Source organism: Ruegeria sp. BHSB056 (assembly GCF_059613305.1).
Genome location: NZ_JBXWSG010000028.1, coordinates 1 through 22,924, shown reverse-complemented (window position 1 = coordinate 22,924; position 22,924 = coordinate 1). Strand labels below are relative to the sequence as shown.

The window sequence follows — 22,924 nt, the reverse complement described above, 5'->3', positions numbered from 1 at the left end:
CCTTTTTGCACAGGATGTGCGTTGGACTTCCCAACTGTCCAGTGCAGACCTTACTCCGGTTCCTTTCGCCGCAGGCTACCTTTTCCGGTGGCGGGGTTGTGCCTTGCGTTTTGAAAGGTCATTGTTCCCTGACAGTTCGTGGCCGAAAATCAGGGTGTAAATACATGACGTTGCTGCATCAGATCGTTTGGGGCAGTACCTTTCTGGGTATCTGCATCCTGATCGAGATTCTCTTTCTGACTTGGTGCACGATGTCCATAATCAAGATGGACAAAAAATGGGTCACACGCGGGGTGTTTGTGGCAACCGCGGGGCCAATTGCCGTTGCCTTGGGCTTCATTATCGCAACGCACACCATTCAGGTCTGGATCTGGGCTATCGTCTGGGTATTGCTGAATGTTTTGCCGGACTGGAATTCGGCCATTTATTTCTCGTTGGTGACGTTTACGACGCTCGGATACGGCGACATCGTTTTGGGTGAAGGGCTGCGCATTTTCGGCTCGTTTGCCTCGGTCACCGGGCTGTTGGCGTTTGGATTGTCGACCGCGTACTTGGTCGCACTGATGACACGCGTCTTTCAGGAGAGGTTCTTTTCCTAAAGGATCGGAGCAAACAACCGCGCCAGCGGCGCACCAAAGCGGATGTGGGCCGGTTGTTGACGTAACCTGCGGGTCAATTCGTAACTGGTTTCGAAATCTTCTTGTAGCATCTGGTCGACGGCCTGCGCGGCCCGGGCATCAAAGAACAGCGCCATTGCTTCGAAGTTCAGGCGGAAGGATCGGTTGTCGAGGTTTGTTGTTCCAACAGCGGCCAGCGTCTCGTCGACAACGAACGCCTTTTGATGCATGAACCCGCCGGTATAGCGGAACACGCGCACGCCGCAGTCGCGGATTTCATCGAAATAGGCAAACGCGGCCAGCCAGGGCAGGCGATGGTCGATCATGTCAGGAACAAGGATGCGTACATCCACCCCGCGCATCGCGGCATGTTGCAGCGCTGTCATGACATCGATGTCGGGTACGAAGTAAGGCGACGCAATCCACAACCGTTCTTTTGCCTCGGCGATTGCCGCAAAGAACATCATGGCACCAGTTTCGGTTTCATCTCCGGGCCCGGTCGCGACCAGCAGGGCATTCATGTTCTGTTCGGATTCACTGCCTGCCCAGTCAAGTTCATCAATCAGGTCTTCGTTATGCGCCCAATGCCAATCTTCGGTGAAGATTAGCTGTAATTGCCGGACGACATGACCGGACATCATTATGTGAGTGTCGCGCCAGTGGCCGAAATGCGGGTGTTTGCCCAGATATTCCTCGCCTACATTGTGGCCACCGATAAAGCCTGTCTCGCCATCGATAATGACAGTTTTGCGGTGGTTTCGGTAATTCAGTTGAAACCGGAAATTCGGGCCGCGTTGCTGACGAGGGTCGGCGACATCAATCCCGGCTTCACGCATGGTATCCAGATACGCGCGCGGCAAACCATAACTGCCGACTGCATCGGTCATGAAACGGACGTGAACCCCACGCTTCGTCGCCTCGATCAGCTTGGATTGCAGTTTGCGGCCCAGCGTATCGTCTCTGATGATGTAGAACTGAATGAGGATATAGTTCTTGGCCTTGTCGATGGCGTCGAAAATGGCGTCGAATGTGGCGTGCCCGTCAACCAGTAGCCGAGCACCGTTTCCGCTGGACACAGGGAGATGCGCCAGAAACTCGAACGGGCGCGGATTGATGGACATTGTGGAGGGATCGGGCCTTGAGTAATCGGCAAAGGTTTTGATCCCTTCAACAACCCGCTCACTTTTCTGGCGCGCGATGCGATATCCGTGAAAGCGATGGTGTCCCAGAAAAAGGTATAATGGCACCGCCAGGAAAGGTGCTGAAACCAAAAAGACCACCCAACCAACTGCACCTTGCGGTGTCCGCGCGGTTTGCGCCGCTCGGATCGAAAACACAAATGCAGCCACGTACAACGTGAATACAAAGATAGATACCAGCGCTGTCCACATGGGGTCTTACGTCTTTCGGGCCGTTCAGTTTGCCCCAGTGTAGATGCGCGACCAGTCTTGCGCCATATCGACAATGATCCATCCCTTGTCAGGACCCTGATCCAGCCCGTCTGCCAGCTTTCCGATCGGGCTTTCGCGGTCATAGGCCCATTCGCGTTCGGCGTCCGTGTGGTGGATCAGAATTCCCAAACGCGGGCCATCACCCGACGTTGTCCAATCCAGCATAGCGAAATCTCCGTCCGAATTGCCTACGGCCAGAATCGGGCGTCTGCCAATCGTGCGTTCGATGTTGATCGGCTTGCCTTCCTTGTCGTCGATGAAGGCTAACCCCGGCGCCTTGATAATCGTCGGGCTGCCGTCGATCACCTTATAGGTGCTGTCTGCGTAACTTCCCAATATCTGTTCCGGTGGGATACCATAGGCATCCTCGGCGAAGACGCGCATGAAATGAATGCCGCCACCGGATACGATGTAGGTCTTGAAACCCTCATCACGCAAGTAACGCAGCAACTCGACCATCGGTTGGTAGGTCATTTGGTCATAGGGCAGGCCGGTGCCAGGGTGGCGTTCGGTTTCCAGCCATTGCGCAACACCTGCCTGAAAGTCATCGACGCTGGTGCCCGAATGCGAGGCGTTGACAACTTCGATCAGCGCCTCATGCCCGCCTTCAAGAATCGCCGCAAGATCACCCTTTGCAGCAGCTTCCAGTGCAGGCGTTGTCAGGATCGACGGGTCCTGCTCAGCCAAATCGGCCAGTCGGTCCATGGCAAAAATAAACTGGAAATACACGGGCTGTTCGGCCCAAAGTGTTCCGTCATTGTCGAATACGGCGATCCGGTCATCTGGCGTCACGTAATGAGCTGAGGCAGGATCGGTTACTTCATCAATAAACGAAAAGATTTTCGCTTTGGATTCTAGATTGTTCCAAGAGGGCAAGGGGTCAGCGATGGCGACCGTCGCTCCTAGCACACTGCACAATATCAAAATCAGACGCACGGATTATTCCTCAATTTTCAACCGCCAATGAGAAGCGCCGGGCCCCGATATCGGGACTCCGGCTTTGCTGTGTCTTGGATCAAACGGCCAGGTTCAAGGTGCGCCCGGAGGTGACGTCAACTTCTCCATCACCTTGTCGAGGCTGAAGCTCGCCGCTTCTTGTCGGGGTGGGTATTCCTTGAAGGTTTCAAGGAACTGCGCGACATAGGCCTGCGCAGGTACCAGCATGTAGGCACGGTCGAGCATCCAGTCATAGTAGGTGTTCGATGTGCGATAGCCACGCTCGTACGGGTCGCGTCGCAGGTTGGTGATCAATGGCACGCGCAGAGGGGTCAGCGGCTCCATCCAGGCGCGCAAGGTCGCCCATGCCTTCTGTTCCAGGAAGGTGATTTTCCAATCACCGAAGCGCAGTGCCGCAAGGTCACCATCGTCCGTGAAATAGAAGATTTCCCTGCGCGGGCTCTCGTCTGTTTCGCCGGTCAGCAACGGCAAGATGTTGTAGCCATCCAGATGCACCCGATAGTCACGCCCGCCGCCAACTTCGGCCACGGTGACACCTTCCAGAAGATCTTCTTTCACGGTTTCGTTGCCAGCTGCAGCTAGGAATGTCGGCAACCAATCCATATGGTGCACGATCTCGTTCGACACAGCGCCTTCGGCAATTTTGCCGGGCCACCGAACCATGGCAGGTACGCGCCATGCACCTTCCCATTGGGTGTTTTTCTCACCCCAGAACGGTGTCATCGCGGCATCTGGCCACGTATTCATGTGCGGACCATTGTCAGTCGAGTAAAACACGATGGTTTTGTCGGCAATGCCCAGCTCGTCCAGCGCAGTCAGGAAGTCACCGATATGCATATCGTGTTCGATCATGCCAGCCGTATACTCATCCACCTGCTTGCCGACGATTTTATTGGCTTTTGCCCATTTCTCTTCGGAAACATGCGTGCGGAAATGCATCCGGGTGCCTGACCACCAGACGAACCACGGTGTACCGCTTTCCTCTTGTTTGCGTATGAATTCAATCGCTGCCGCCGCGGTTTCATCGTCGACCGTTTCCATGCGCTTCTTGGTCAGCGGGCCGGTATCCTGGATCTCACCACCTGCTGTCGACTTGATTACACCGCGCGGTCCGAAAGCTTGCCGAAAGGTTCTGCCATCGGGCAGAACAGCATCATTGGGATAGTCGATGTTTTCCGGCTCTTCCTCGGCATTGAGGTGGTAGAGATTACCAAAAAATTCGTCAAAACCGTGGTTTGTCGGCAGATGTTCATCTCGGTCGCCCAGGTGGTTTTTTCCGAACTGACCTGTGGCATAGCCTTCTGCTTTCAGAAGTCCCGCAATGGTCGGGTCTTCGATCTGCATACCTTCCTTAGCGCCTGGCAGGCCAACTTTGGACAGGCCCGTGCGGAAAACGGATTGCCCCATGATGAAAGATGATCGCCCGGCCGTGCACGACTGCTCACCGTAGTAATCCGTGAACATCATGCCTTCTTCGGCGATGCGGTCGATATTGGGCGTCTGATACCCCATCAGACCCCGCGTGTAGGCCGAGATGTTGGACTGACCAACATCGTCGCCCCAGATCACAAGGATATTCGGTTTCTGGTCCTGCGCCCAAGCGGGTATGGCCAGTGTCAACGTGGCGGTTACCACGGCAAGTCGGCGCAAGTTACTGCGCCAGGTGCCGGATGGCGAACATGGAGGTAACATGGTTTGCTCCTGATCTGATAGGATCTTAGTGACCCTTGGAAAATAAAATCTCCGGCGTTCAAACGCATGAACAACACGGCAGCAATGTGTTGATTCCCATGTCGAAAATATCAGATTCCGGGAATCGAACGTTTTCAGCATAGGTCAGTTCTTGCGTCGGAAACTCATCATATGATTATATCTCAAAGTACAAATGTGAGACAAAATGAATAATCTGACGCTATTACGAAACACCGGATGGTTCAGTGAACGCTCGTCAGAGTTTCAGGCCGATCTGGCAGCCCTTGGCATAACGAAATCGGTAGAATCTGGAGAGACTCTGTACCACTACGGTGATCCGGCAAATGGAATCTACGCGATTCTCAGCGGTGGTGTGCAGATAACGGCCCCCGCGGATGACGGTCAGGAGTTTGTTTTGCACCGCGATGGCGCTGGGTTCTGGATCGGCGATCTTGCATTGTTTGCAGGTGCACTGCGTCTGGTCAGTGTTGTCACGACGCAAGCCACTCAAGCCTTGTTTTTCCCTAACCTGAGCATCTCGCGGTTGATTCAGAACAATCCTGACTACATCCGGGATTTCTATGCGTTAACGCATGAGAATATGCGAACCGCTTTGCGCATCATGGCAAATCTGGCCGTGACGGGAACGGAAAAGCGGCTGGTCCTGAGGTTGCTTCACTTGGACGAAGGAACCTCGAAAACCGAGAGCTGGATTGATGTTTCCCAAGACGATCTGGCGGCGATGATTGCTGTATCGCAACCGACGTTGCACAGGAACCTTCACCGGCTTGTGGATTTGGGGTTAATCGAACTGGGGTATGGCCGGGTTCGACTGCTGGATCGGGGCGCATTGATAGCCAGTTGTCAGACCTGAGGTTTCGGGTCGCGACACCGCTATGCGGTCCAATACTCGCGGACAGGCTGGCCGCTGTGTACGGCACCCGACGAACTTAAGCCTACGCCACACGCCGCGGTTCAGTTTTTCGCACGCGCCTGACTGTCCTCCTCGCCCAATTGGCCGTCCAGAGACATCAGGATTGCAACCGGGCGCAAAGCGGGGATGTGGCTGAACACGATCAGGATGCAGACCGTCAGCGGTACGCTGAGGAATGCACCGATCAGGCCCCAGACAGTTGTCCAGAAGGTCAACGCCAGAATGACAAGGAATGTCGACATGTTCAGCGAACGGCCCAGCATGGCCGGATCAAGGAAGTTACCGATCAGGAATTGAAGGGTGCCGCACCCAAACAAGATGATCAGAAACGGAACGATCGTATCAAACTGTACAAGCGCGATCATGGCCGGAAAAAACACTGCTATAATCGACCCGATCGAGGGAATGAAGTTCAGAGCAAAGGTCAAAACGGCCCAGGTTTCCGCATATTCCAAACCAAGGACCCTGAATACAAAATAACTGATGCCTGCTGTGATCAGGCTGATCAGCGTCTTAACCCCAACATATCGTTGCAGGCTGATCGATATGGCATCAAGCATGGTCGCAAAATCCGCGCCGGTTTGGGGGTCGCCAGCCGCAAGTTGAATTTTCTTGCGAAAGGCCAGACGCTCGGCCATCAGAAACGCGACATAGAGGCTGATCAGAAAGAACTGGTTTAGCAGGGACGTAGCGCTGCCCAGCAACAGGCGTGCGACATAGGTCATGTCGATGCTGACCAGATTGTCGCGGATGAAAGTGGTGACATCGTTGCCGACAAGACCGGTTATGCGCTCAACCGCCCCGTCGAACTGGTTTTCGTACGTGCTGACGGACCGAGCAAACTGCGTTGCCTGACTGCCCAGCACGTACATGATCATGAACAATCCTACCAGAACGACGGTCACTCCGGCGATATTGGCCAACCAGACCGGAGCGCGGGTCAGCGCGGTGACGCGGTCGCTTAATGCTATGATCAGAACGTTGACCAACAGCGCCATGGCAAGAGGGATCAGAAAGTTCGCCCCGGCATAAAGCCCCAACACTATCAGCGTCGCGATAATGCAGGTGTCGCGGACAACAGACAGTTTTAGCCTGGGGCGAGCCGTGAAATCTTCCTGATCCGGGATCATTCAGTATCCTGTTTATCTGTTCTTACGATGGCTGGTGATCGCCCGTCTTCATCCAATCCTGCACCTGCAATCCGTTTTTAGCAATGCTGTCAGCCGTTTGCAGATTGGCATTTGTCACTTTGATACCGATGACGGGTTCTGTGTTTTATTTCGGCAGGTTAGGGTTGCAGGATGACAAAGCCTACGATTCCCCCGTTTGGCCGCCCGCTTCAGGCACTGTGGCTGGCACTTCGCCGGTTCGTCAGGAAAAACGGACCTGTCATGAGCAGCCACGTCGCCATGTCGCTGATGATGGCCCTGTTTCCCTTTGTGTTGTTCACCGTGGCGCTGGCCGGGGCATTGTCACAGGACTATGTCACTGATGAGTTGATTGATCTGCTATTCGGGGCATGGCCCAAGGATGTTGCGGACCCGATCGTGGCCGAATTGCGTGCGGTTCTGGCTGGGGCGGGGTCGGGCGTGATTACGCTGGGTGGCCTGCTTGCGATCTACTTTGCCTCCAACGGGGTTGCCGCAGTACGCGCCGCGATGAATCAGGCCTATCACGATCAGGACAGTTGGCCTTTTTGGAAAACCCGGCTTTTGTGTCTGGTCCTGGTTATCCTTGGCGGTTCGGCAATCCTTGTTATTGCAACGGTCGAGGTGGTCTTGCCGGTCTACACGAAACTGGTGGCAGAGCATACCGAAGCTCCGGTAGCGGACTGGCTGTCCGTAGATCGCCTGCGGTGGACGTTTACCGTGGCCGTTCCGGCAGGCACCGTCCTGCTGGCACATCTAATTCTGCCAACCCGCAGGCACAGCCTGACCCAGATCCTGCCCGGCGTTATACTGACATTGGTTTTGTGGGCAGCTGGCGGATGGGCATTTTCAGTCTATATCAGCCAGTTCGCCACCTACAGTGCCACATATGCGGGTTTGGCCGGGGCAATGGCTGCGCTGATCTTTCTGTATCTGTGTTCTGCGATGCTGATCCTTGGCGCTGAATACAACGGCGCATTGATCGACCTTCGGAACGCCGCTGAAGGAGATATGGCATGAGACTTGCCATTCTGGCGGCTTGCTTAACCCTCGCAAGTGAAGGGCAGGCGCAGTCACTGGAATATGTCGGATCGGATCAATGTTCGGACTGCCATCAACACGAGGCCGAGGCATGGGCTTCGTCTCATCATGCCTTGGCCTGGACGGAAGTTGGCGACGGCCATCTGGTCGCCGATTTCGATGGAACCCGGTTCGTGCAGAACGGGATGACGGTTGAATTTACTAAACAGGCAGACGTGTTCACAGCTCGTGTAACGGAAAAAGACGGTGCGACGACGGAATATGATGTGCATTCCGTTGTCGGGATTACGCCTCTGCAACAATATCTGTTTGAAACCGAACCGGGGCGGTTGCAAAGTTTTGATGTGGTTTGGGATACTCAGCAGAAGCGCTGGTACCACTTATACCCCGATCAGGATCTGCCACCAGAAGACGGGCTGCACTGGAGGGGCCCTTACAAGAACTGGAACGCGCGCTGCGCCGAATGTCACGCTACTGGGTTTGAAAAGAGCTACGACGCGCAATCCAGAACATACTCTTCCCGACAGGCCGAGATTGGTGTTGGCTGCGAAGCCTGCCATGGACCGGGATCGGCACATATCGATTGGACCAAAGGGCAGGGCGTTGCCGAGGGGCTGAGTGATAGAGGCTTCTCGATGAGCTGGGGCAAGGGCCAGACCGAGACCGAGATCCAGCAATGCGCAGGGTGTCATTCGCGGCGCGAGGCGCATGGCAACGGAAACCCCTTGCCGGGAACCCCGTATCATGATGCCTATAACCTGGCTGTGTTGCGGCCCGGTTCGTATCATCCGGACGGGCAGATACTGGATGAGGTCTACGTTTACGGCTCATTCCTGCAATCCAAAATGTATGCCCGAGGGGTCGGATGCATGAACTGCCACGAGGCACATAGCGCGCAGTTGAAGGCCGAAGGCAACGGTATTTGCACGCAATGTCATTCCACGGCCGGAAACCCAGATTTCCCGACGCTAGCGAAAAGGGAATACGATACACCCAATCACCATCGTCACGTCATGGATAGCGCGGGCGCCCAGTGCAAAAGCTGCCACATGATCGAACGCACATATATGGGTGTGGACGGTCGCCGGGATCACAGCTTTCGCGTGCCGCGACCGGATCTGGGATTAGGGACTGATGCCTGCACTGATTGCCACCAGAATAAGGATCAGGCCTGGGCTGCCAGCCGGATCAACGGCTGGTTTCCTGACACAGACAATAGGGGCGCGCATGTTGGTACGGTATTCAGAGCTGCTGCCGATCGTCAGTTGAATTCGCCAGAGGGTTTGATTGCTGTCACAATGGATCCCTCGCAACCCGCTATCGTGCGCGCAACAGCGGCGTATTTGCTGCAACCCTTCGGCTCGCCCGAGGTTGCCGCGCATACAGCGCCACTGTTGCAGGAAGACGATCCGCTGTTACGCGCAAATGCAGCAGCCTTGCAGCGTCAGGCGAGCCCAACGGATCGTGCCCAAAGGTTAGAGCCCCTTTTGTCTGATCCTTTTCGCAACGTTCGCATAGCCGCCGCCAAGGAATTTCTGAGTATCCCTCCTCAAGCTCTGACATCTCAGCAACAGGATTTGGCCGGGGAAGGGATGGCCGAGTGGCAGGCGGCGATCTCGAACAGGCTGGATGCCCCGGAAACGCATCTGGTTCTGGGGGGCATGGCGTTGACGCTGCGCAACGCCCCGGCCGCCGAACGGGCATTTCGTGAGGTTGTCGCGCTGGACCCTCAACGCGCCGAAGCGTGGCCCATGGTGGTACAGCTGGCGCAGATCAACAGCGGCCCGGAAGCCGCACGTATCGCCTTGCGCGAAGCCTTGATCAGGTTGCCCGATGACCCGGCCTTGCTGCAATTGTTGCAACAACTGGGCCCCTGATCCGGCACAGGCTTGCCCGATTTGTTCCATCTTCACGGCAAGATTTTACGCTAACAGCATTTCGGAACTGTTGTTTTGAGGTGATGCATGTCCGCTGAGTCAACAAGACAGAAAGCAACCGGAACGAACCCTGCTTCGTTGGCGCAGCGCATTGAAGAGCTGCGCAATCGCGAGCCTGTATATGTTTCGCATGGGGACACACTGATGTTGCAGGGTATGGCCGCCACGTCGTTGCGCGAACAACGTCTGACCGGAAACCGTATCCGTTTGGAAGATTAAGTTCAGCCGCGAAATCCGGTTGCCACAACGAATTTTTCCGAACTGTCCGAACGGGATGCGGGCGGTTTCACATGCGCCACTTTCTGAAATTTCTGCTTCAGAAGTTTTTGCAAATCGCCTTCGGCGCCGCCGGCAAGAACCTTGGCTACGAATGTGCCACCTTCTTCCAGCACGTCAAACGCAAAATGGGCCGCAGTTTCACACAGTGCAATGATCCGAAGATGGTCGGTCTGCTTGTGACCCGAGGACGCCGCGGCCATATCCGACATTACCACATCCGCCTTGCCACCCAGCCAGTCCTTGACCTTCTGGTCGGCGTCATCCTCCATGAAGTCCAGAACATGGGTATCGGCACCCGCAACCGGTTCCACTTCCTGCAAGTCGATACCCAGCACCGTTCCGACCCGTTTTCCTGACTTTTCGCCAAGCGCGTTTACCCGTTTGACAGCAACCTGGCACCAGCCACCGGGTGCGCATCCCAGATCAACAACCCGTGCTCCGGGTACGAGAAAGCGGAACTTGTCGTCAAGTTCCATGATCTTATACGCGGCCCGCCCACGGTATCCTTCGGTCTGGGCGCGCTTGACATAGGGGTCGTTCAATTGCCGTTCGAGCCAGCGGGTCGAACTCAGCTTGCGACCACGTGCGGTTTTTACCTTTACCTTCAGGTCACGTTGCCCGCGCCCCGAGTTGTTTTTGCCAGTTGGTGTCTTCGCCATCAGAACGGTCCGTCTTCCAGTACCCCGTCCGCGCTCATCTGCGCATAAAGCAGGCCCTCGCGCAGGCCCCGATCTGCCACGGAAAGGCGATCAGTGGGCCAACAGCGCAACAATGCCTGCAAAATGGCCGAGCCGGACATGATCAGGGCCTGCCGGTCTTCCCCAATCCGAGGATCCCGGCGGCGCCCATGAGGGCCGAGTTCTAAATACCCGCGTATCACTTTGTCAATCTGGTCACTGGTCATACGCAGCCCGTCAACTTTGGTCCGGTCATAACGCTTCAGGCCAAGATGCGATGCCGCAACCGTAGTGACAGTTCCGCTGGTGCCGACGATCTGAAAACCTTCACGGGTTTGTTCATCTTTGTAAGGTGCGAAATCGGCCAGGTTTTCTTCGAAAAACCAGCTCATTAACGCAAACCGCGCGGCGTCGTTTTCGACGTCATTGAACTGATCCCGCAACGTGGCAACACCCAGCGGCACGCTGATCCAGTCCACGACTTTTGCAGCCGGAAAAGGGCTGTCGACCGTGTGAAATCCGTTATGCAAACGCATGATCGCAGCCGGGCGGTCACGGCGAGGGACGGACGAAATGTCGATCCAGACCAGCTCGGTCGAACCGCCGCCAATATCGACAACCAACAGCTGTTCGGTCTTGGTGGACACCAGCGGGGCGCAGGAAATCACCGCCAAACGGGCTTCTTCTTCGGGTTGGATGATTTCAAGCGTCAGCCCGGTTTCGCGTTTGACCTGCCAGATGAATTCGCGGGAATTCTTGGCGCGGCGGCAGGCCTCGGTCGCGATCAGACGCATCCGTTTCACTTTGTTCCGCTTCAGCTTCTGTTGACAGATTCGCAGCGCCTGAACGGTGCGTGCCATCGACGCCCGCGACAGACGTCCGGTGCGTTCCAGACCCGCGCCCAGCTGCACGGACTTGGAGAAGCTGTCAACCACATGAAACCCGCTGCCCTTGGGCTGGGCTATCAACATGCGGCAACTATTTGTTCCCAAATCCAGAGCCGCATACAGGGCATCCGGATCGGGTCTTGCCGGCGCGGGGCTTTCGACCGCTTTCGGGAACGCGCCCGCACCTTTGGGACGCTTGGGCGCCATCGTAACGCCCTCCGATTTTCGAGTTGATTTGACCCTAGGCGGGGCGTCGTCGTCGTGCAAGCGATTTCCATTTCAAATTTGGTTTGGATGTCACACGCCGTTCATACTGAGGTGCGATTTGATCTTTGATCCCGGTTGAGGGATTCTTGATTGCAATTAGCCGCAGACGGAGCCTGCCATGAAAGATGAACGTATCCTGACCTTTGACGAATTCGATGAAATGGTGAACCCGCGCCCAGAGGAATGTGAGTTTGACCGCGTCGTTGAGCGTGCCTTGTCACGTCGTGGATTTCTTGGCGGCGTATTGGCGATGGGAAGTTTCACGGCTTTGGGCGGGTCGCTGCTCCCGACTGGTGTGCGCGCAGCCGCAGATCGTTTTGCGTTCGAGGCGATTCCGGCGTCAACTGCCGACGACGTCATCGTGCCGCCGGGCTACAAGGCCGAGGTGTTGGTGCGCTGGGGCGATCCGCTTTGGTCTGATGCGCCCGAATTCGATCCGGCCACCCGTGGAACTGCCGCCAGTCAGGAACGTGCATTTGGTGATAACACCGACGGTCAGGATGTGTTTCTACACGAGGGTCACGTTCTGCTGGTCGTAAACAACGAATACACCAATCGCGATATCCTTTGGGGAAACAACCCGGACGCCAAGGCCGCCTCGGATGACGATGTTGCCAAAGGCATGATGGCGCATGGTGTGACGGTGGTCGAGATTGCAGCTACCGATGGCAAGTGGGGCATTGTTAAGGATAGCCCGTATAACCGCCGCATCACGCCGCAGACAGACATGTCACTGACAGGACCTGCTGCGGGCCATGATCTGCTGAAAACTCACGCTGATCCGACGGGAACCGCCACTAAGGGCACCTGGAACAACTGTGGCAACGGCATGACCCCATGGGGGACGTATTTGGCCTGTGAAGAGAATTTCAACGGCTACTTCTCGGCTGAAGACGAAAACCACGAGGTCAGCGCCGAACTTCAGCGCTATGGCGTTTCGACCAAGGACTGGGGATACGGATGGGCCGGAATTGACGAGCGTTTCGATGTCTCGAAAAACCCCAACGAGCCGAACCGCGCTGGCTATGTTGTCGAAATCGACCCAACCGATCCGGCCTCGACGCCTCGCAAGCTGACTGCGCTTGGTCGGATCAAGCATGAAAACGCCGAGGCCATTGTGAACAATGACGGTCGCGTCGTCGTCTACATGGGTGATGATGAACGGGGTGAGTTCCTGTATCGCTTCGTCTCGGAAGGTGTTTATGCCGCTGGTGTGGATACGAAAGCGCTGCTTGAGAACGGTACGTTGTCGGTTGCAAAGTTCAACGACGACGGGACTGGTGAGTGGCTGGACCTGACCCCCGAAACAACTGGTATGACGTCGCAGGCCGAAATCTGCATCCATACGCGACAGGCAGCGTCGGCCGTGGGCGCGACCACTATGGATCGCCCGGAATGGGTTGCAGCCAATCCGAACGCGCCCGAGGTCTATTGCTGCCTGACCAACAACAAGAACCGCGGTGTGAAACCGAATGCCGGTGGCGACGACACTTCGGTCAACGGGCCGAATCCGCGCGAGTCGAACAAATACGGTCAGATCGTGCGCTGGCGTCCTGAAGGCGGAGACCATGGCGCATCGGGTTTCGGATGGGACCTGTATGTACTGGCCGGAAACCCGACCGTGCATCAGGATGCGTATGGCGGTTCGGACAATGTCAACGCCGACAACATGTTCAACTCGCCCGATGGGCTGAAGTTTGACAGCAACGGCCTGCTGTGGATCCAGACCGACGGCAAATACAGCAACGAGGGCGACTTCGAAGGGCAGGGGAATAACCAGATGCTGGCAGGCGACCCGGTTACCGGTGAAATCCGTCGTTTTCTGGTTGGCCCGAACGAGTGTGAGATCACTGGGCTCAGCTGGTCGCCGGATCGCCGCACCATGTTTGTTGGTATTCAGCACCCCGGTGAAGACGGCAACAGCCACTGGCCCGACGGTGGTAACTCGGTTCCACGTTCAGCCATTATTGCGGTTACTCGTCAAGACGGCGGGCTGGTCGGTTAACCCTGGCAAGACGCGCTGAATCAAGCCTCGGGCGGGTCATGCCGTCCGGGGCTTTTTGTTCATTATGCAGCGCTCTCATAGTGACAATGAGAATTTTGGTATGCGTTTTCGCCGCGAGACGGGTTAAAACCCCGCCACGCCACCGTGGGCGAAAACGTCGCTTGAAAAGCGCCGGGTGTCGAAAACCGACCGACCCATCCCCACATTGAAGTTTAGAACCGGCCCATCGGGTTAGGAGGAATCACAGTAATGCCTGACGTCACCATCGTGTACTGGCGCGACATTCCCGCTCAGGTCATCGTCGGCAAAGGCCGTCGCGGCGCGAAGCGGCAATTGGAAGAACGGTTCGAGCAAGCCATCGACCGCGCCGCCATGAAGGTAAACGCCAAGGACAGTGATGCCTATCTGGCCGAATGGCGCAAGGCCGAGCCTTTTGCGGTTGATGGCGACCCGGCAGAAGTAGCCGAGGCCGAGGCCCTGCGTCTGGAAAAGGAATACGATCAGAACCGCATCAAAGCGCTGATCGCAAATGACGGTTGGGCATAAGCCCGGATCTTAATGGGAGGCCTCAATGGCTTTGCTGAACTTCAAGAAACGTGATGTGGTCGAAAACAGCCCTGTGAACCCGACCGTCGAAGCCTTCCTGCAAGGCTATTCGATCGAGGTCATGCCGCGGACCGCCGAAAAGGTCGAGGATTTCCGCGCGCTGCTGCCCGAAGGCACACGCGTCTACATTGCCCATATCGAAGGCACCCCGATTGAAGACATGGTCAAGACAGCCAAGCGGATTGCGGCTGAAGGCTATCCTGTCATGCCCCACTTCCCGGCGCGGATCATCAAAGATGCGGCGACCTTGGAAAACTGGATTTCGATGTACCAGGGCGAGGCTGGCGTCGAGCAGGCGCTGTTGCTGGCCGGTGGCGTGACAAAGCCGCATGGCGATTTCGACAGTTCCATGCAGCTGATGGAAACCGGTCTGTTCGACAAGGCAGGGTTCAAGCGTCTTCATGTTGCGGGCCACCCCGAAGGCAACAAGGACATCGATCCGGATGGGTCCACCAAGAATGTCGATGACGCCCTGCGCTGGAAACAGAAATTTAACGAGACCACGGATGCCGAGATGGCGCTGGCAACCCAGTTTGCCTTCGATGCCAAGCCGATCATCGCCTGGGCAGATAGTCTGAAAGAGGCAGGGATCGACCTGCCCATCCACATCGGCATCGCCGGTCCGGCCAAACTGCAGACCCTGATCAAGTTCGCAATTGCCTGCGGTGTCGGCCCGTCGCTGAAAGTTCTGCAAAAGCGCGCCATGGATGTGTCGAAGCTTCTGCTGCCCTATGAGCCGAACGATGTTGTGACTGAATTGGCCAATCACAAAGCGGCCAACCCGGATTTCAACATCACCAACGTGCACTTCTTCCCGCTGGGCGGGATCAAAACCAACGCCAACTGGGCGATCAATAACGGCGGTGCCTCGGCGCAGCCTGCAAACTCCTAAGGAACGGACATGACCCGAACAGTCGTAGAATCAAAAACAAAAACAGCCGTCCTGGGCTTTGACGAACCGTTCTGCGTGATCGGTGAGCGGATCAACCCGACCGGTCGGAAAAAGCTGGCGGCCGAACTGGAAGCAGGCGATTTCTCGACCGTCGAGAAGGATGCACTGGCGCAGGTGATGGCGGGCGCGACCGTTCTGGATATCAATGCGGGCGTCGTCTACAACTCGAACCCCAACCCGAACGAGACCGAACCGCCACTGATGCGCAAGATCGTTGAGCTGGTGCAGGGTCTGGTCGAAGTTCCGCTGTGTATCGACTCGTCGGTTCCCGGTGCTCTGGAAGCGGGTCTTGAGGCGGCGGAAGGTCGCCCGCTGCTGAACTCGGTCACAGGTGAGGAAGAGCGTCTGGAGCTGGTTCTGCCGCTGGTCAAAAAATACAACGTTCCTGTTGTGGCGATCTCGAACGACGACACAGGCATATCGGAAGACCCCGATGTCCGTTTCGAAGTGGCCAAAAAGATCGTTCAGCGCGCTGCCGATTTCGGCATCCCCGCGCATGACATCGTTGTTGACCCGCTGGTCATGCCGATTGGCGCGATGGCAACTGCCGGTCAGCAGGTGTTTGCTCTGGTCCGCCGCCTGCGCGAGGAGCTGGGCGTGAACACCACCTGTGGCGCGTCCAACATCTCGTTCGGCTTGCCGAACCGCCACGGCATCAACAATGCCTTCCTGCCGATGGCTATGGGTGCCGGCATGACCTCGGCGATCATGAACCCGGTGGCACTTCCAGTGACGCAGACAAAGATTGCCGAGAAAAAAGAAGCCGTTGCCGCGGCGGGCATCATCCTGCCCGAAGGCATGGATGACGAGGTGTTCGTTCAGATGTTCGGCCTGGGCTCCACCAAGCCGCGCGCCGGTAAGGAGATGGAGGCCATCCGCGCTGCCAACCTGCTGACCAACAACGACCCGCATGGTGGCGAGTGGATCCGGTTCAACAAATCACCTGACGAGGCCGGTGGCGCAGCCGGTAGTCGTCGCGGTGGTGGCCGTCGTCGCCGCGCCTGATTGCATCAACAAAAAACAGCAAAGGCCGGGCACTGTGCCCGGCCTTTTTCGTTTGCCCCTGATCAATGTCGATTTTACGCAAGGGTTCAGGATATCCTGATCTGGGACGCAACGATCAGGTGGCACCATGCGCAAACATCACCCCCCGAACCTCTCAGAAGCGGATCTGACCAAGCGGTTGGGCAAAAAGGAGTATTTCGAGCAACTGATTGATCTTCAGGCCAAACTGGCCAGGATTCAGCAAGCGTATCTGTTTCACGGGCTCAAGGGTGTGCTGGCGTTCGAGGGTTGGGATGCGGCAGGCAAGGGGGGAACCATTCGTAGGATCAGCCAGGCTTTGGACCCGCGCAGCTTTAAGGTCTGGCCAATTGGGGCACCCCGGAACTACTACCTCAACCGGCATTACCTGCTGCGGTTTTGGGAACGTTTGCCACCGTCCGGTGCGATATCCGCGTTCGACCGCAGCTGGTACGGGCGCGTGTTGGTCGAGAGGATCGAGAACCTGACCCCGGAAACACGCTGGCGCGCTGCCTATCAGGAAATCAATGATTTCGAGCGCATGCTGGTCGATGATGGTGCCCGGATCGTCAAGCTGTTCTTTCACATCTCTGAAGATGAACAGATGAAGCGGTTTACAGAACGGCTGAGAAACCCGCTGAAGCGCTGGAAGCTGACGTACGAGGATTTCAGGAATCGCGAGAAATGGGATGATACCGAGGTCGCCGTGGATGAAATGCTGGCCCGGACGTCAACCGATCTGGCGCCGTGGCACGTGATACCAGCCAATAACAAAAGATACGCACGTATCAGCGCCATAAAGGCCATTGTCAAAGCGTTTTCAGCCGGGGTCGATCTGAACCCGCAACATCTGGACAGCCGCACGCTTGAGGCGGCCATCCAGGCTTTGGATGTTGATGACTCGCTGATCGACAGTCTTCGTGCGCGGACCGAGTGACATTTTCCGGGCCACCTGAAACGATCCGGCTTGCGCGTCGGGGAACTCTGGTTATATCTCAGGGGCCGGCGGGTATGATGTAATGGTAGCCTGTCAGCTTCCCAAGCTGAACGCGCGGGTTCGATTCCCGCTACCCGCTCCAGAACTCTCAGGTCAGACGGCGATTTCCGGTGAAGGTCTGCTCTGGCAGGCATTGCAGCCGTGTCGGGACGTTCCACCAAATTGACTTGTGCCTGTAGATATTTCCGGTTTTGGGCATCCCCCTTGCGATTGGTAGGATTCCGGGCGTCTTATGATAGAGTGACCCCATCACTGTTAAGCAGAGCCCAACTATGCGGGAAATGGATCAGATCGGCGCGAAAACGCCCCAAGAGCCTTGCGCAGGTGATGTTCATGCCTTTCTGGAGAGCCTGACGGGCCCGTCCCGAGGAACTATTTCCTGGCTTGTCGACAGCGCATTGACTGTTTCTGTTGGCGAAGCCCGTGCGCTAGGCCTGCGCCTGAAAGACAACACACCACCCCATGACGAAGACATCGCAACGCTTCAGTGGTCCGAGGGGGGCTATGTGCTCAACGCGCTGACAGGGCAAGACATCTGGGTCAATGGCCACAAGATTGTGTCGGCAACGCTGAAACACGGTGACATGATCGAATTTGGCGAATTGGGTCCGATATCCCGGTATCGCATTTGTACTCAGAGGTTTCCCATTCGTCACACGGTCGAGGATATCCTAAGTGACGCCTATGCTTATGCGCGGTCAAGTCGCCGGCCCTTTGCCCAAAGAATGTCGGGTGCGCTACGTGAGAGTGGGCGACGGCTTGTTTCTCAAACCACTATGTTCTTCAGGATTACGGTGGTTGCCGCGATTGCGCTGATCGCAGGTCTGCTGTTCCTGCTTTATCAAAACGACCGGAGACTGGCCGACAGTCTACAACAGGAAGCCCGCAAGATCGAAGCCGTGGCGGCCATGCTTAGCCAGACGCGGGAAGATGTGCTAACCCCCGAAGACCTTGTGGCGTTGAGGGATGCCTTTCAGAATCAGCTGATATCTACCGAGCAGCGTTTGGGTACCCTTGAACAGCGCGCAGGGGCGTCCACGCGGGTCATCACCGCGTCTACTCAATCAGTGGCTTTCATTCAGGGTGCCTACGGATTGCGTCATATCGAAAGCGGCAAACTGCTGCGCCATGTGTTGGGGCCAAACGGAGAGAAGCTGCAAACACCCTTCGGTCAACCCTGGATCGAACCGGAGGCAACAGGTGAGCCCGCAGAGTTCCAGTTCACCGGCACCGGATTTCTGCTGGAGGGTACGCCGCTGATGGCCACCAACCGCCACGTTGCCTTGCCCTGGACATCCGGCGACAAGGCTCAGGCACTGAAAAACGCAGGTCTTGAGGCCGAGATGCTGCGGTTGCTGGCCTATCTGCCAGGTCAGACCGATCCGATCGAGGCTACTTTGGACCGCTTCAGTGAAACCGCTGATCTGGCACTTTTGTCGGTTGATCCAAGCCGAATTGAAGGGCAGGGATTACGACTGGCCGATGACCTTCCTCGCAGCGGTGACGAAGTCTTTCTGCTGGGGTACCCTACTGGCCTGAAAGCGTTAATTGCGCAGGCGGGGCCGGAATTTCTAAAAACGCTCGAGAAAGATGGGTCCGTCAATTTCTGGACGATCGCCGCACGGTTATCTGCGCAAAACCAGGTTCAACCGCTCGCCAGCCGAGGAATCGTGGCACAGACAAGTCCGGGTGCAGTTGTTTATGACGCAGAAACAACCTCAGGAGGAAGCGGAGGACCGGCCCTGAACCGCAAGGGTGAGGTGGTCGCGATTAACGCCGCGATCCTGCCAGAGTTCGGAGGCTCAAACATCGGGGTTCCGGTCTTGCACCTGAAAACCTTGCTGAATGAAACTGCCAGCCAGTAATCAATCACTGGTCTGGAACGGCGATTTTTGAACAAAGAATACGACCGTCAGCGGAACGATCACAGAAATCACGGCCACGGCGATCAACAGGTGCCCAAGTTGGCCGTAATCGGCAATTGATGAGACGACACCGGTTTGCGGATCGGTTACCGCGCGCGACACCACGAAAATCTGGTTCAGGTATTTCGTTGCCAAACTGCTGGCCGATAAGGCCATGTTGGTGAATGACGCCATGACGGCAAAGAAAGTTGCCTTCAGATGCACAGGAGCATTGCGTGCGATCCAGGCCAGCATAGGAACCATCGCAATTTGGCCCAGTGGAGATTCAACTGCGGTGTCGAGGATTGCGATGAACCTTGCGTCTACGATCCCGCCGGTATGCGCAGACGTCCATTCATGCACGCCGTAATACAGCGCAAGGTTGGGCAGGGCGAGGACCCCCGACGCGATGGTTAGAATGATGACGACCTGCGCAATCGAGCGGTTGGCCATAAACGGTCTCAGGACGATCAGCCCGACCAATGCAAGCAGGGACGTCAGAAGCGCCAGGATAGCCAGGAACTGCTCGTCAAACCCCAACTCGTCAATTTCGAACCAGGTCAACCCTGGCCCGGGCAGGGGAACCGCGCGAAACACGAAGATGATTATTGCGGTACCAATCAGGGCCTTTGCCTGATTTAGGTTCAGTTCCTTCACCAAGCGTGACATCAGGTACAAGATCACACTCAGTGAGACTGCAAATATAGTTTCCTGAGCGAGTTGGAAATTCGATGTTCCCAACACAATGCTTAGTACGACAAAGGTGAGACCGCCCAGCAGGATCGGCCATTTGACCTCGGTGGTTTCGTCAGGGGTATGCGGGGGATGACCTAGGCGAAGACGTCGACGCTGTATCAAACTGTGCAAGACCACGCCGCTGACGGACAACAGAGGAATGACAAGTGCAATCAGATAGACGTTGCCATACAATGCAAGGCGGTCTGATTTCTGCATGCCTTCGGTTCCCGAGAACACCCAGATGTTGACCGCCGCAACGGCTGCGAATCCGGAGATAATGGCGATCCTGCCCAGTGTTTGCATTGTTGTATGCTGAGCACGGGTTTCCTCGGGTGAAAACGGCTGCCCGTCGGGATTGATCTTTGGAACGGCTTCGACCGTCATCGCGTCGGCTACAACATCCTGAATGGCATAGCCGGAAGGCGCCAAGAGCAGGGCAATGATGTACCAGTGTTCCAGCGGAATCACATCAGCCATATGCCCGGGAAAGGCTACAAGCCCGTACATGGTGAGCAGGGACAAGGTAATCAGGGTTGCCCCCAATAGAATCAGCAATGACTTCCACCGCCAAAACAGATCAACGATATGACCCAGCGGCATTTTCAGGATCCAGGGAAGCCCGGCCCAAAATGCCAGCCCCGCAACAAAGGATGCGGATAGGTTAAGGTAGTCCTTAAGAAAGAAGGCGCCGACGACCGATGTCAGGCCAGAAACACCGGCGGCAAAATAGACCATGAGCGGTGGCAGGTAGGACCATTGCATCTGTCGGGCCAGATCAACAAAGGTTCTATGCCACCATGCAGAAAGCATCGCTCCTGTAGAAGGCTGGTCAGTGGTCATGTTCACGTAAATCGCATCGTAGGATTTCCTTGACCTAATGATACAGGCTTACAGAAACGCGGACGCAAAAAGCAACAAACTGGTCACTACCCCAAAGAGGGGAACAACAAGTGGCACGCGGAACTGCGGTTCTTTGAATTCAGCCCGGGTCTTCAAAAGGATCAGTGAAAGATTGACCAGCACAAAGACACCCAGAACAATTTGCGACGTGCGCTCGGCCAGAATGGCGATTGGAAGCGTTTGGGTCAGCAACAGGATTATCGCCATGACCATGATTGTCGCTACCGTTGGTGTCTGAGTGACCTGAGATACCTTAGCCAGAAACTTTGGCAAATGATCCCGGTCCGCGAGCCCGTAGATCACGCGGGATGCCATGATCATCTGGATCAGAACACCATTGATTGTGGCTACGATGGCAATGGCCGAAAACCCCTGCTGGACAACCTCGGGCGCGTCCGTGAAAATCAGGGCCAGCGGCGCGGCGGACGCCGAAAGGACATCGATCGGCACCACATAAAGAACAGTCATGGACGTACCAAGATACAAGACCGTGGCCAGAATAAGCGTCAACAGGATTGCTTTCGGGATTGTTCCGGCGGGGTCTTTAACCTCTTCAGCGACATTTGCCATGTCCTCGAAACCCACAAAGGCGAAAAACGCCAGAAGCGAAGCGGCCAATATCCCTCTCCAGGCGTTTGGGTCCAGCCCAGGAACCATCTGGGTGAGGGCATAGCCCTGAGGGTCCGGAAGGGACAGGCCCCAACCAATAACGACGAGTAGCCCGCTGATTTCTATGACGGTAATGACTGCCGCCACCAATACCGATTGCGTGATCCCCCAAAGGGCGATCAGCCCCATGATCAGAACTACACCGATTGTCAGACTTGAAATGCCTAAACCTGTAAGCGTTTGAAGGTACGACGCGGCCCCGATAGCCACGGCCGAGGCCGAGATGATGCCCGAGGCGGCCACCGCGAGACCGACCAGCACGGCCATCCAGCTTTTCTGAAACCCAGCTTCGACATAGGCGGCCTCACCCGCACTCACAGGATATCGGGTTGCCAGTTCTGCGTATGACAGGGCGGTCAGCGCAACAACAAGCGCAGCAATCAGGAACGAAACCGCGGCATACGGGCCCGCTATCCCGGCCGTCGCACCAACAAGCACATAAATGCCAGCCCCCACGGTCACTCCAAGCCCATAGAGCGTGAGCAGCGGGGTCGTCAGCGCCCGTCGCAGCTTTGGTGTCTTTTGTTCAACGATGGACATCATCTATCCGCCAATTGGATTACATCGCGTGTCTTAAGTTGGCATCGACGTTTCCGTGCTTGGTCCCGTCGCCTTGATCATTTGCACTTACTGGCATGCGATAAGTGCCGAGTAGCCAGAGGGTAGTCGGCAGGAGAGCGCGCCGCACGTTCGCCGCGCCCACGGAGCTAACTTTCACACCACTGAATCACTGATCACCGGAAAATTTGCTTGGGGTCAGGCAAGTGAGCGTCGGGCCCGATGATATATTCGTACTTCACTATGTGGTCGCATTGCGTGCTTTGATTCAGGTCAATGAAAGCGGAACGTCACACTGAATCGCAGCCCGGTGCGCCTTTCACACGCAATGAACTCGGGGACAAATCGCCGACCTTTCTGAGCGTTAGGGTATGCGGCCAAGCAAGGAGTCTCGGGTAACCAAATGGGTCGACAGTTCCAAAGACTGGCCCGAAGAGTTCGTTTCGATCATCCGTATCAACTCTTGCGCAGCTTTTTGACCCATTTCGCGGTGGGGCACGTGAACCGTTGTCAGGGCAGGGATGACAATGCGCGCGATTTCGATGTCGTCAAAGCCGGTAATTGACACATCCTCAGGCACTCGGAGCCCCATTTTCTGCGCCTGTCTCAATGCGCCGACAGCCAGAACATCGTTTCCGCACAAAACTGCGGTCGGCGGTGTGTCACTCGCCATGAGATCCCTGAA

20 protein-coding genes and 1 tRNA gene are annotated in these 22,924 nt (G+C 56.3%); 12 read left to right on the top strand and 9 right to left on the bottom strand.

The window, feature by feature from the left end:
* Window positions 1–164 precede the first annotated feature (164 nt).
* Window positions 165–599: an ion channel gene (locus AC2FND_RS09365; RefSeq protein WP_209596371.1), complete on the top strand. Its 435-nt coding sequence runs from the start codon at window positions 165–167 to the stop codon at window positions 597–599.
* On the opposite strand, the gene cls is transcribed toward AC2FND_RS09365, so the two are convergent.
* The 3 genes from cls to AC2FND_RS09350 form a co-directional block, all read right to left on the bottom strand.
* The gene (gene cls / locus AC2FND_RS09360; protein WP_209596368.1) at window positions 596–2,008 is read right to left on the bottom strand and encodes a cardiolipin synthase; all 1,413 of its coding nucleotides are present in this window, start codon (window positions 2,006–2,008) and stop codon (window positions 596–598) included. The two genes, AC2FND_RS09365 and cls, sit on opposite strands and share 4 nt — an antisense overlap.
* A gap of 24 nt (window positions 2,009–2,032) precedes the next feature.
* A complete protein-coding gene (locus AC2FND_RS09355; RefSeq protein WP_496769337.1) occupies window positions 2,033–3,004 on the bottom strand; it encodes an HAD family hydrolase in 972 nt (323 codons plus the stop codon).
* A gap of 93 nt (window positions 3,005–3,097) precedes the next feature.
* Window positions 3,098–4,717 carry an arylsulfatase gene (locus AC2FND_RS09350; protein ID WP_496769335.1) on the bottom strand — a complete coding sequence of 540 codons (1,620 nt, stop codon included), beginning with the start codon at window positions 4,715–4,717 and terminating at the stop codon, window positions 3,098–3,100.
* 205 nt (window positions 4,718–4,922) lie between these two features.
* Here AC2FND_RS09350 and AC2FND_RS09345 point away from each other — a divergent pair, with 205 nt between their 5' ends.
* Complete coding sequence (locus tag AC2FND_RS09345; protein ID WP_496769334.1) at window positions 4,923–5,591, top strand: Crp/Fnr family transcriptional regulator; 669 nt, start codon at window positions 4,923–4,925, stop codon at window positions 5,589–5,591.
* Window positions 5,592–5,692: 101 nt separating this feature from the next.
* On the opposite strand, the gene AC2FND_RS09340 is transcribed toward AC2FND_RS09345, so the two are convergent.
* Window positions 5,693–6,781, bottom strand: coding sequence for an AI-2E family transporter (locus tag AC2FND_RS09340; protein ID WP_209503854.1), 1,089 nt, complete (start codon window positions 6,779–6,781; stop codon window positions 5,693–5,695).
* 171 nt (window positions 6,782–6,952) lie between these two features.
* On the opposite strand from AC2FND_RS09340, the gene AC2FND_RS09335 reads away from it, so the two are divergent.
* The 3 genes from AC2FND_RS09335 to AC2FND_RS09325 all read left to right on the top strand — a co-directional run bounded on the left by AC2FND_RS09335 (window position 6,953) and on the right by AC2FND_RS09325 (window position 9,996).
* The gene (locus AC2FND_RS09335) at window positions 6,953–7,819 is read left to right on the top strand and encodes a YihY/virulence factor BrkB family protein (protein WP_480472895.1); all 867 of its coding nucleotides are present in this window, start codon (window positions 6,953–6,955) and stop codon (window positions 7,817–7,819) included.
* The gene (locus AC2FND_RS09330) at window positions 7,816–9,717 is read left to right on the top strand and encodes a multiheme c-type cytochrome (protein ID WP_496769332.1); all 1,902 of its coding nucleotides are present in this window, start codon (window positions 7,816–7,818) and stop codon (window positions 9,715–9,717) included. Before AC2FND_RS09335 ends, AC2FND_RS09330 begins: the two co-directional genes overlap by 4 nt.
* An 87-nt stretch (window positions 9,718–9,804) precedes the next feature.
* Window positions 9,805–9,996 carry a hypothetical protein gene (locus tag AC2FND_RS09325; RefSeq protein ID WP_496769330.1) on the top strand — a complete coding sequence of 64 codons (192 nt, stop codon included), beginning with the start codon at window positions 9,805–9,807 and terminating at the stop codon, window positions 9,994–9,996.
* Between the two features lie 2 nt (window positions 9,997–9,998).
* Here AC2FND_RS09325 and AC2FND_RS09320 read toward each other — a convergent pair whose 3' ends face one another.
* Both AC2FND_RS09320 and AC2FND_RS09315 read right to left on the bottom strand, forming a co-directional pair.
* Window positions 9,999–10,715 carry an RlmE family RNA methyltransferase gene (locus AC2FND_RS09320; RefSeq protein WP_209596348.1) on the bottom strand — a complete coding sequence of 239 codons (717 nt, stop codon included), beginning with the start codon at window positions 10,713–10,715 and terminating at the stop codon, window positions 9,999–10,001.
* Window positions 10,715–11,827, bottom strand: coding sequence for a Ppx/GppA phosphatase family protein (locus AC2FND_RS09315; RefSeq protein WP_496769328.1), 1,113 nt, complete (start codon window positions 11,825–11,827; stop codon window positions 10,715–10,717). Before AC2FND_RS09315 ends, AC2FND_RS09320 begins: the two co-directional genes overlap by 1 nt.
* 178 nt (window positions 11,828–12,005) lie before the next feature.
* Between AC2FND_RS09315 and AC2FND_RS09310 the strand changes: the two genes are divergently transcribed.
* The 7 genes from AC2FND_RS09310 (at window position 12,006) to AC2FND_RS09280 (ending at window position 19,335) form a co-directional block, all read left to right on the top strand.
* Window positions 12,006–13,892, top strand: coding sequence for a PhoX family protein (locus tag AC2FND_RS09310; RefSeq protein WP_496769326.1), 1,887 nt, complete (start codon window positions 12,006–12,008; stop codon window positions 13,890–13,892).
* A 249-nt stretch (window positions 13,893–14,141) separates the two neighbouring features.
* A complete protein-coding gene (locus tag AC2FND_RS09305) occupies window positions 14,142–14,438 on the top strand; it encodes a virulence factor (protein WP_480869315.1) in 297 nt (98 codons plus the stop codon).
* A gap of 25 nt (window positions 14,439–14,463) precedes the next feature.
* Entirely contained in the window at window positions 14,464–15,390 is a 927-nt protein-coding gene (locus tag AC2FND_RS09300) for a methylenetetrahydrofolate reductase (protein ID WP_267365938.1), read from the top strand.
* A 9-nt stretch (window positions 15,391–15,399) separates the two neighbouring features.
* Window positions 15,400–16,455, top strand: coding sequence for a methyltetrahydrofolate cobalamin methyltransferase (locus tag AC2FND_RS09295; RefSeq protein ID WP_209503863.1), 1,056 nt, complete (start codon window positions 15,400–15,402; stop codon window positions 16,453–16,455).
* Between the two features lie 127 nt (window positions 16,456–16,582).
* Window positions 16,583–17,410 (top strand): polyphosphate kinase 2 family protein, encoded by an 828-nt coding sequence (locus tag AC2FND_RS09290; RefSeq protein WP_496769324.1) that lies wholly within the window; start codon window positions 16,583–16,585, stop codon window positions 17,408–17,410.
* A gap of 68 nt (window positions 17,411–17,478) precedes the next feature.
* Window positions 17,479–17,552: transfer RNA gene (locus tag AC2FND_RS09285), tRNA-Gly, on the top strand.
* Window positions 17,553–17,742: 190 nt separating this feature from the next.
* A complete protein-coding gene (locus AC2FND_RS09280) occupies window positions 17,743–19,335 on the top strand; it encodes a trypsin-like peptidase domain-containing protein (RefSeq protein WP_496769322.1) in 1,593 nt (530 codons plus the stop codon).
* On the opposite strand, the gene AC2FND_RS09275 is transcribed toward AC2FND_RS09280, so the two are convergent.
* The 3 genes from AC2FND_RS09275 to AC2FND_RS09265 all read right to left on the bottom strand — a co-directional run.
* On the bottom strand, window positions 19,336–20,922 hold the full coding sequence (locus AC2FND_RS09275; RefSeq protein ID WP_496769320.1) for an MFS transporter: 1,587 nt from the start codon (window positions 20,920–20,922) through the stop codon (window positions 19,336–19,338). It abuts the gene before it with no gap.
* Between the two features lie 78 nt (window positions 20,923–21,000).
* The gene (locus AC2FND_RS09270; protein ID WP_496769318.1) at window positions 21,001–22,221 is read right to left on the bottom strand and encodes an APC family permease; all 1,221 of its coding nucleotides are present in this window, start codon (window positions 22,219–22,221) and stop codon (window positions 21,001–21,003) included.
* Between the two features lie 382 nt (window positions 22,222–22,603).
* On the bottom strand, window positions 22,604–22,924 hold a 321-nt coding region (locus AC2FND_RS09265), incomplete at its 5' end, for a substrate-binding domain-containing protein (protein ID WP_496769317.1).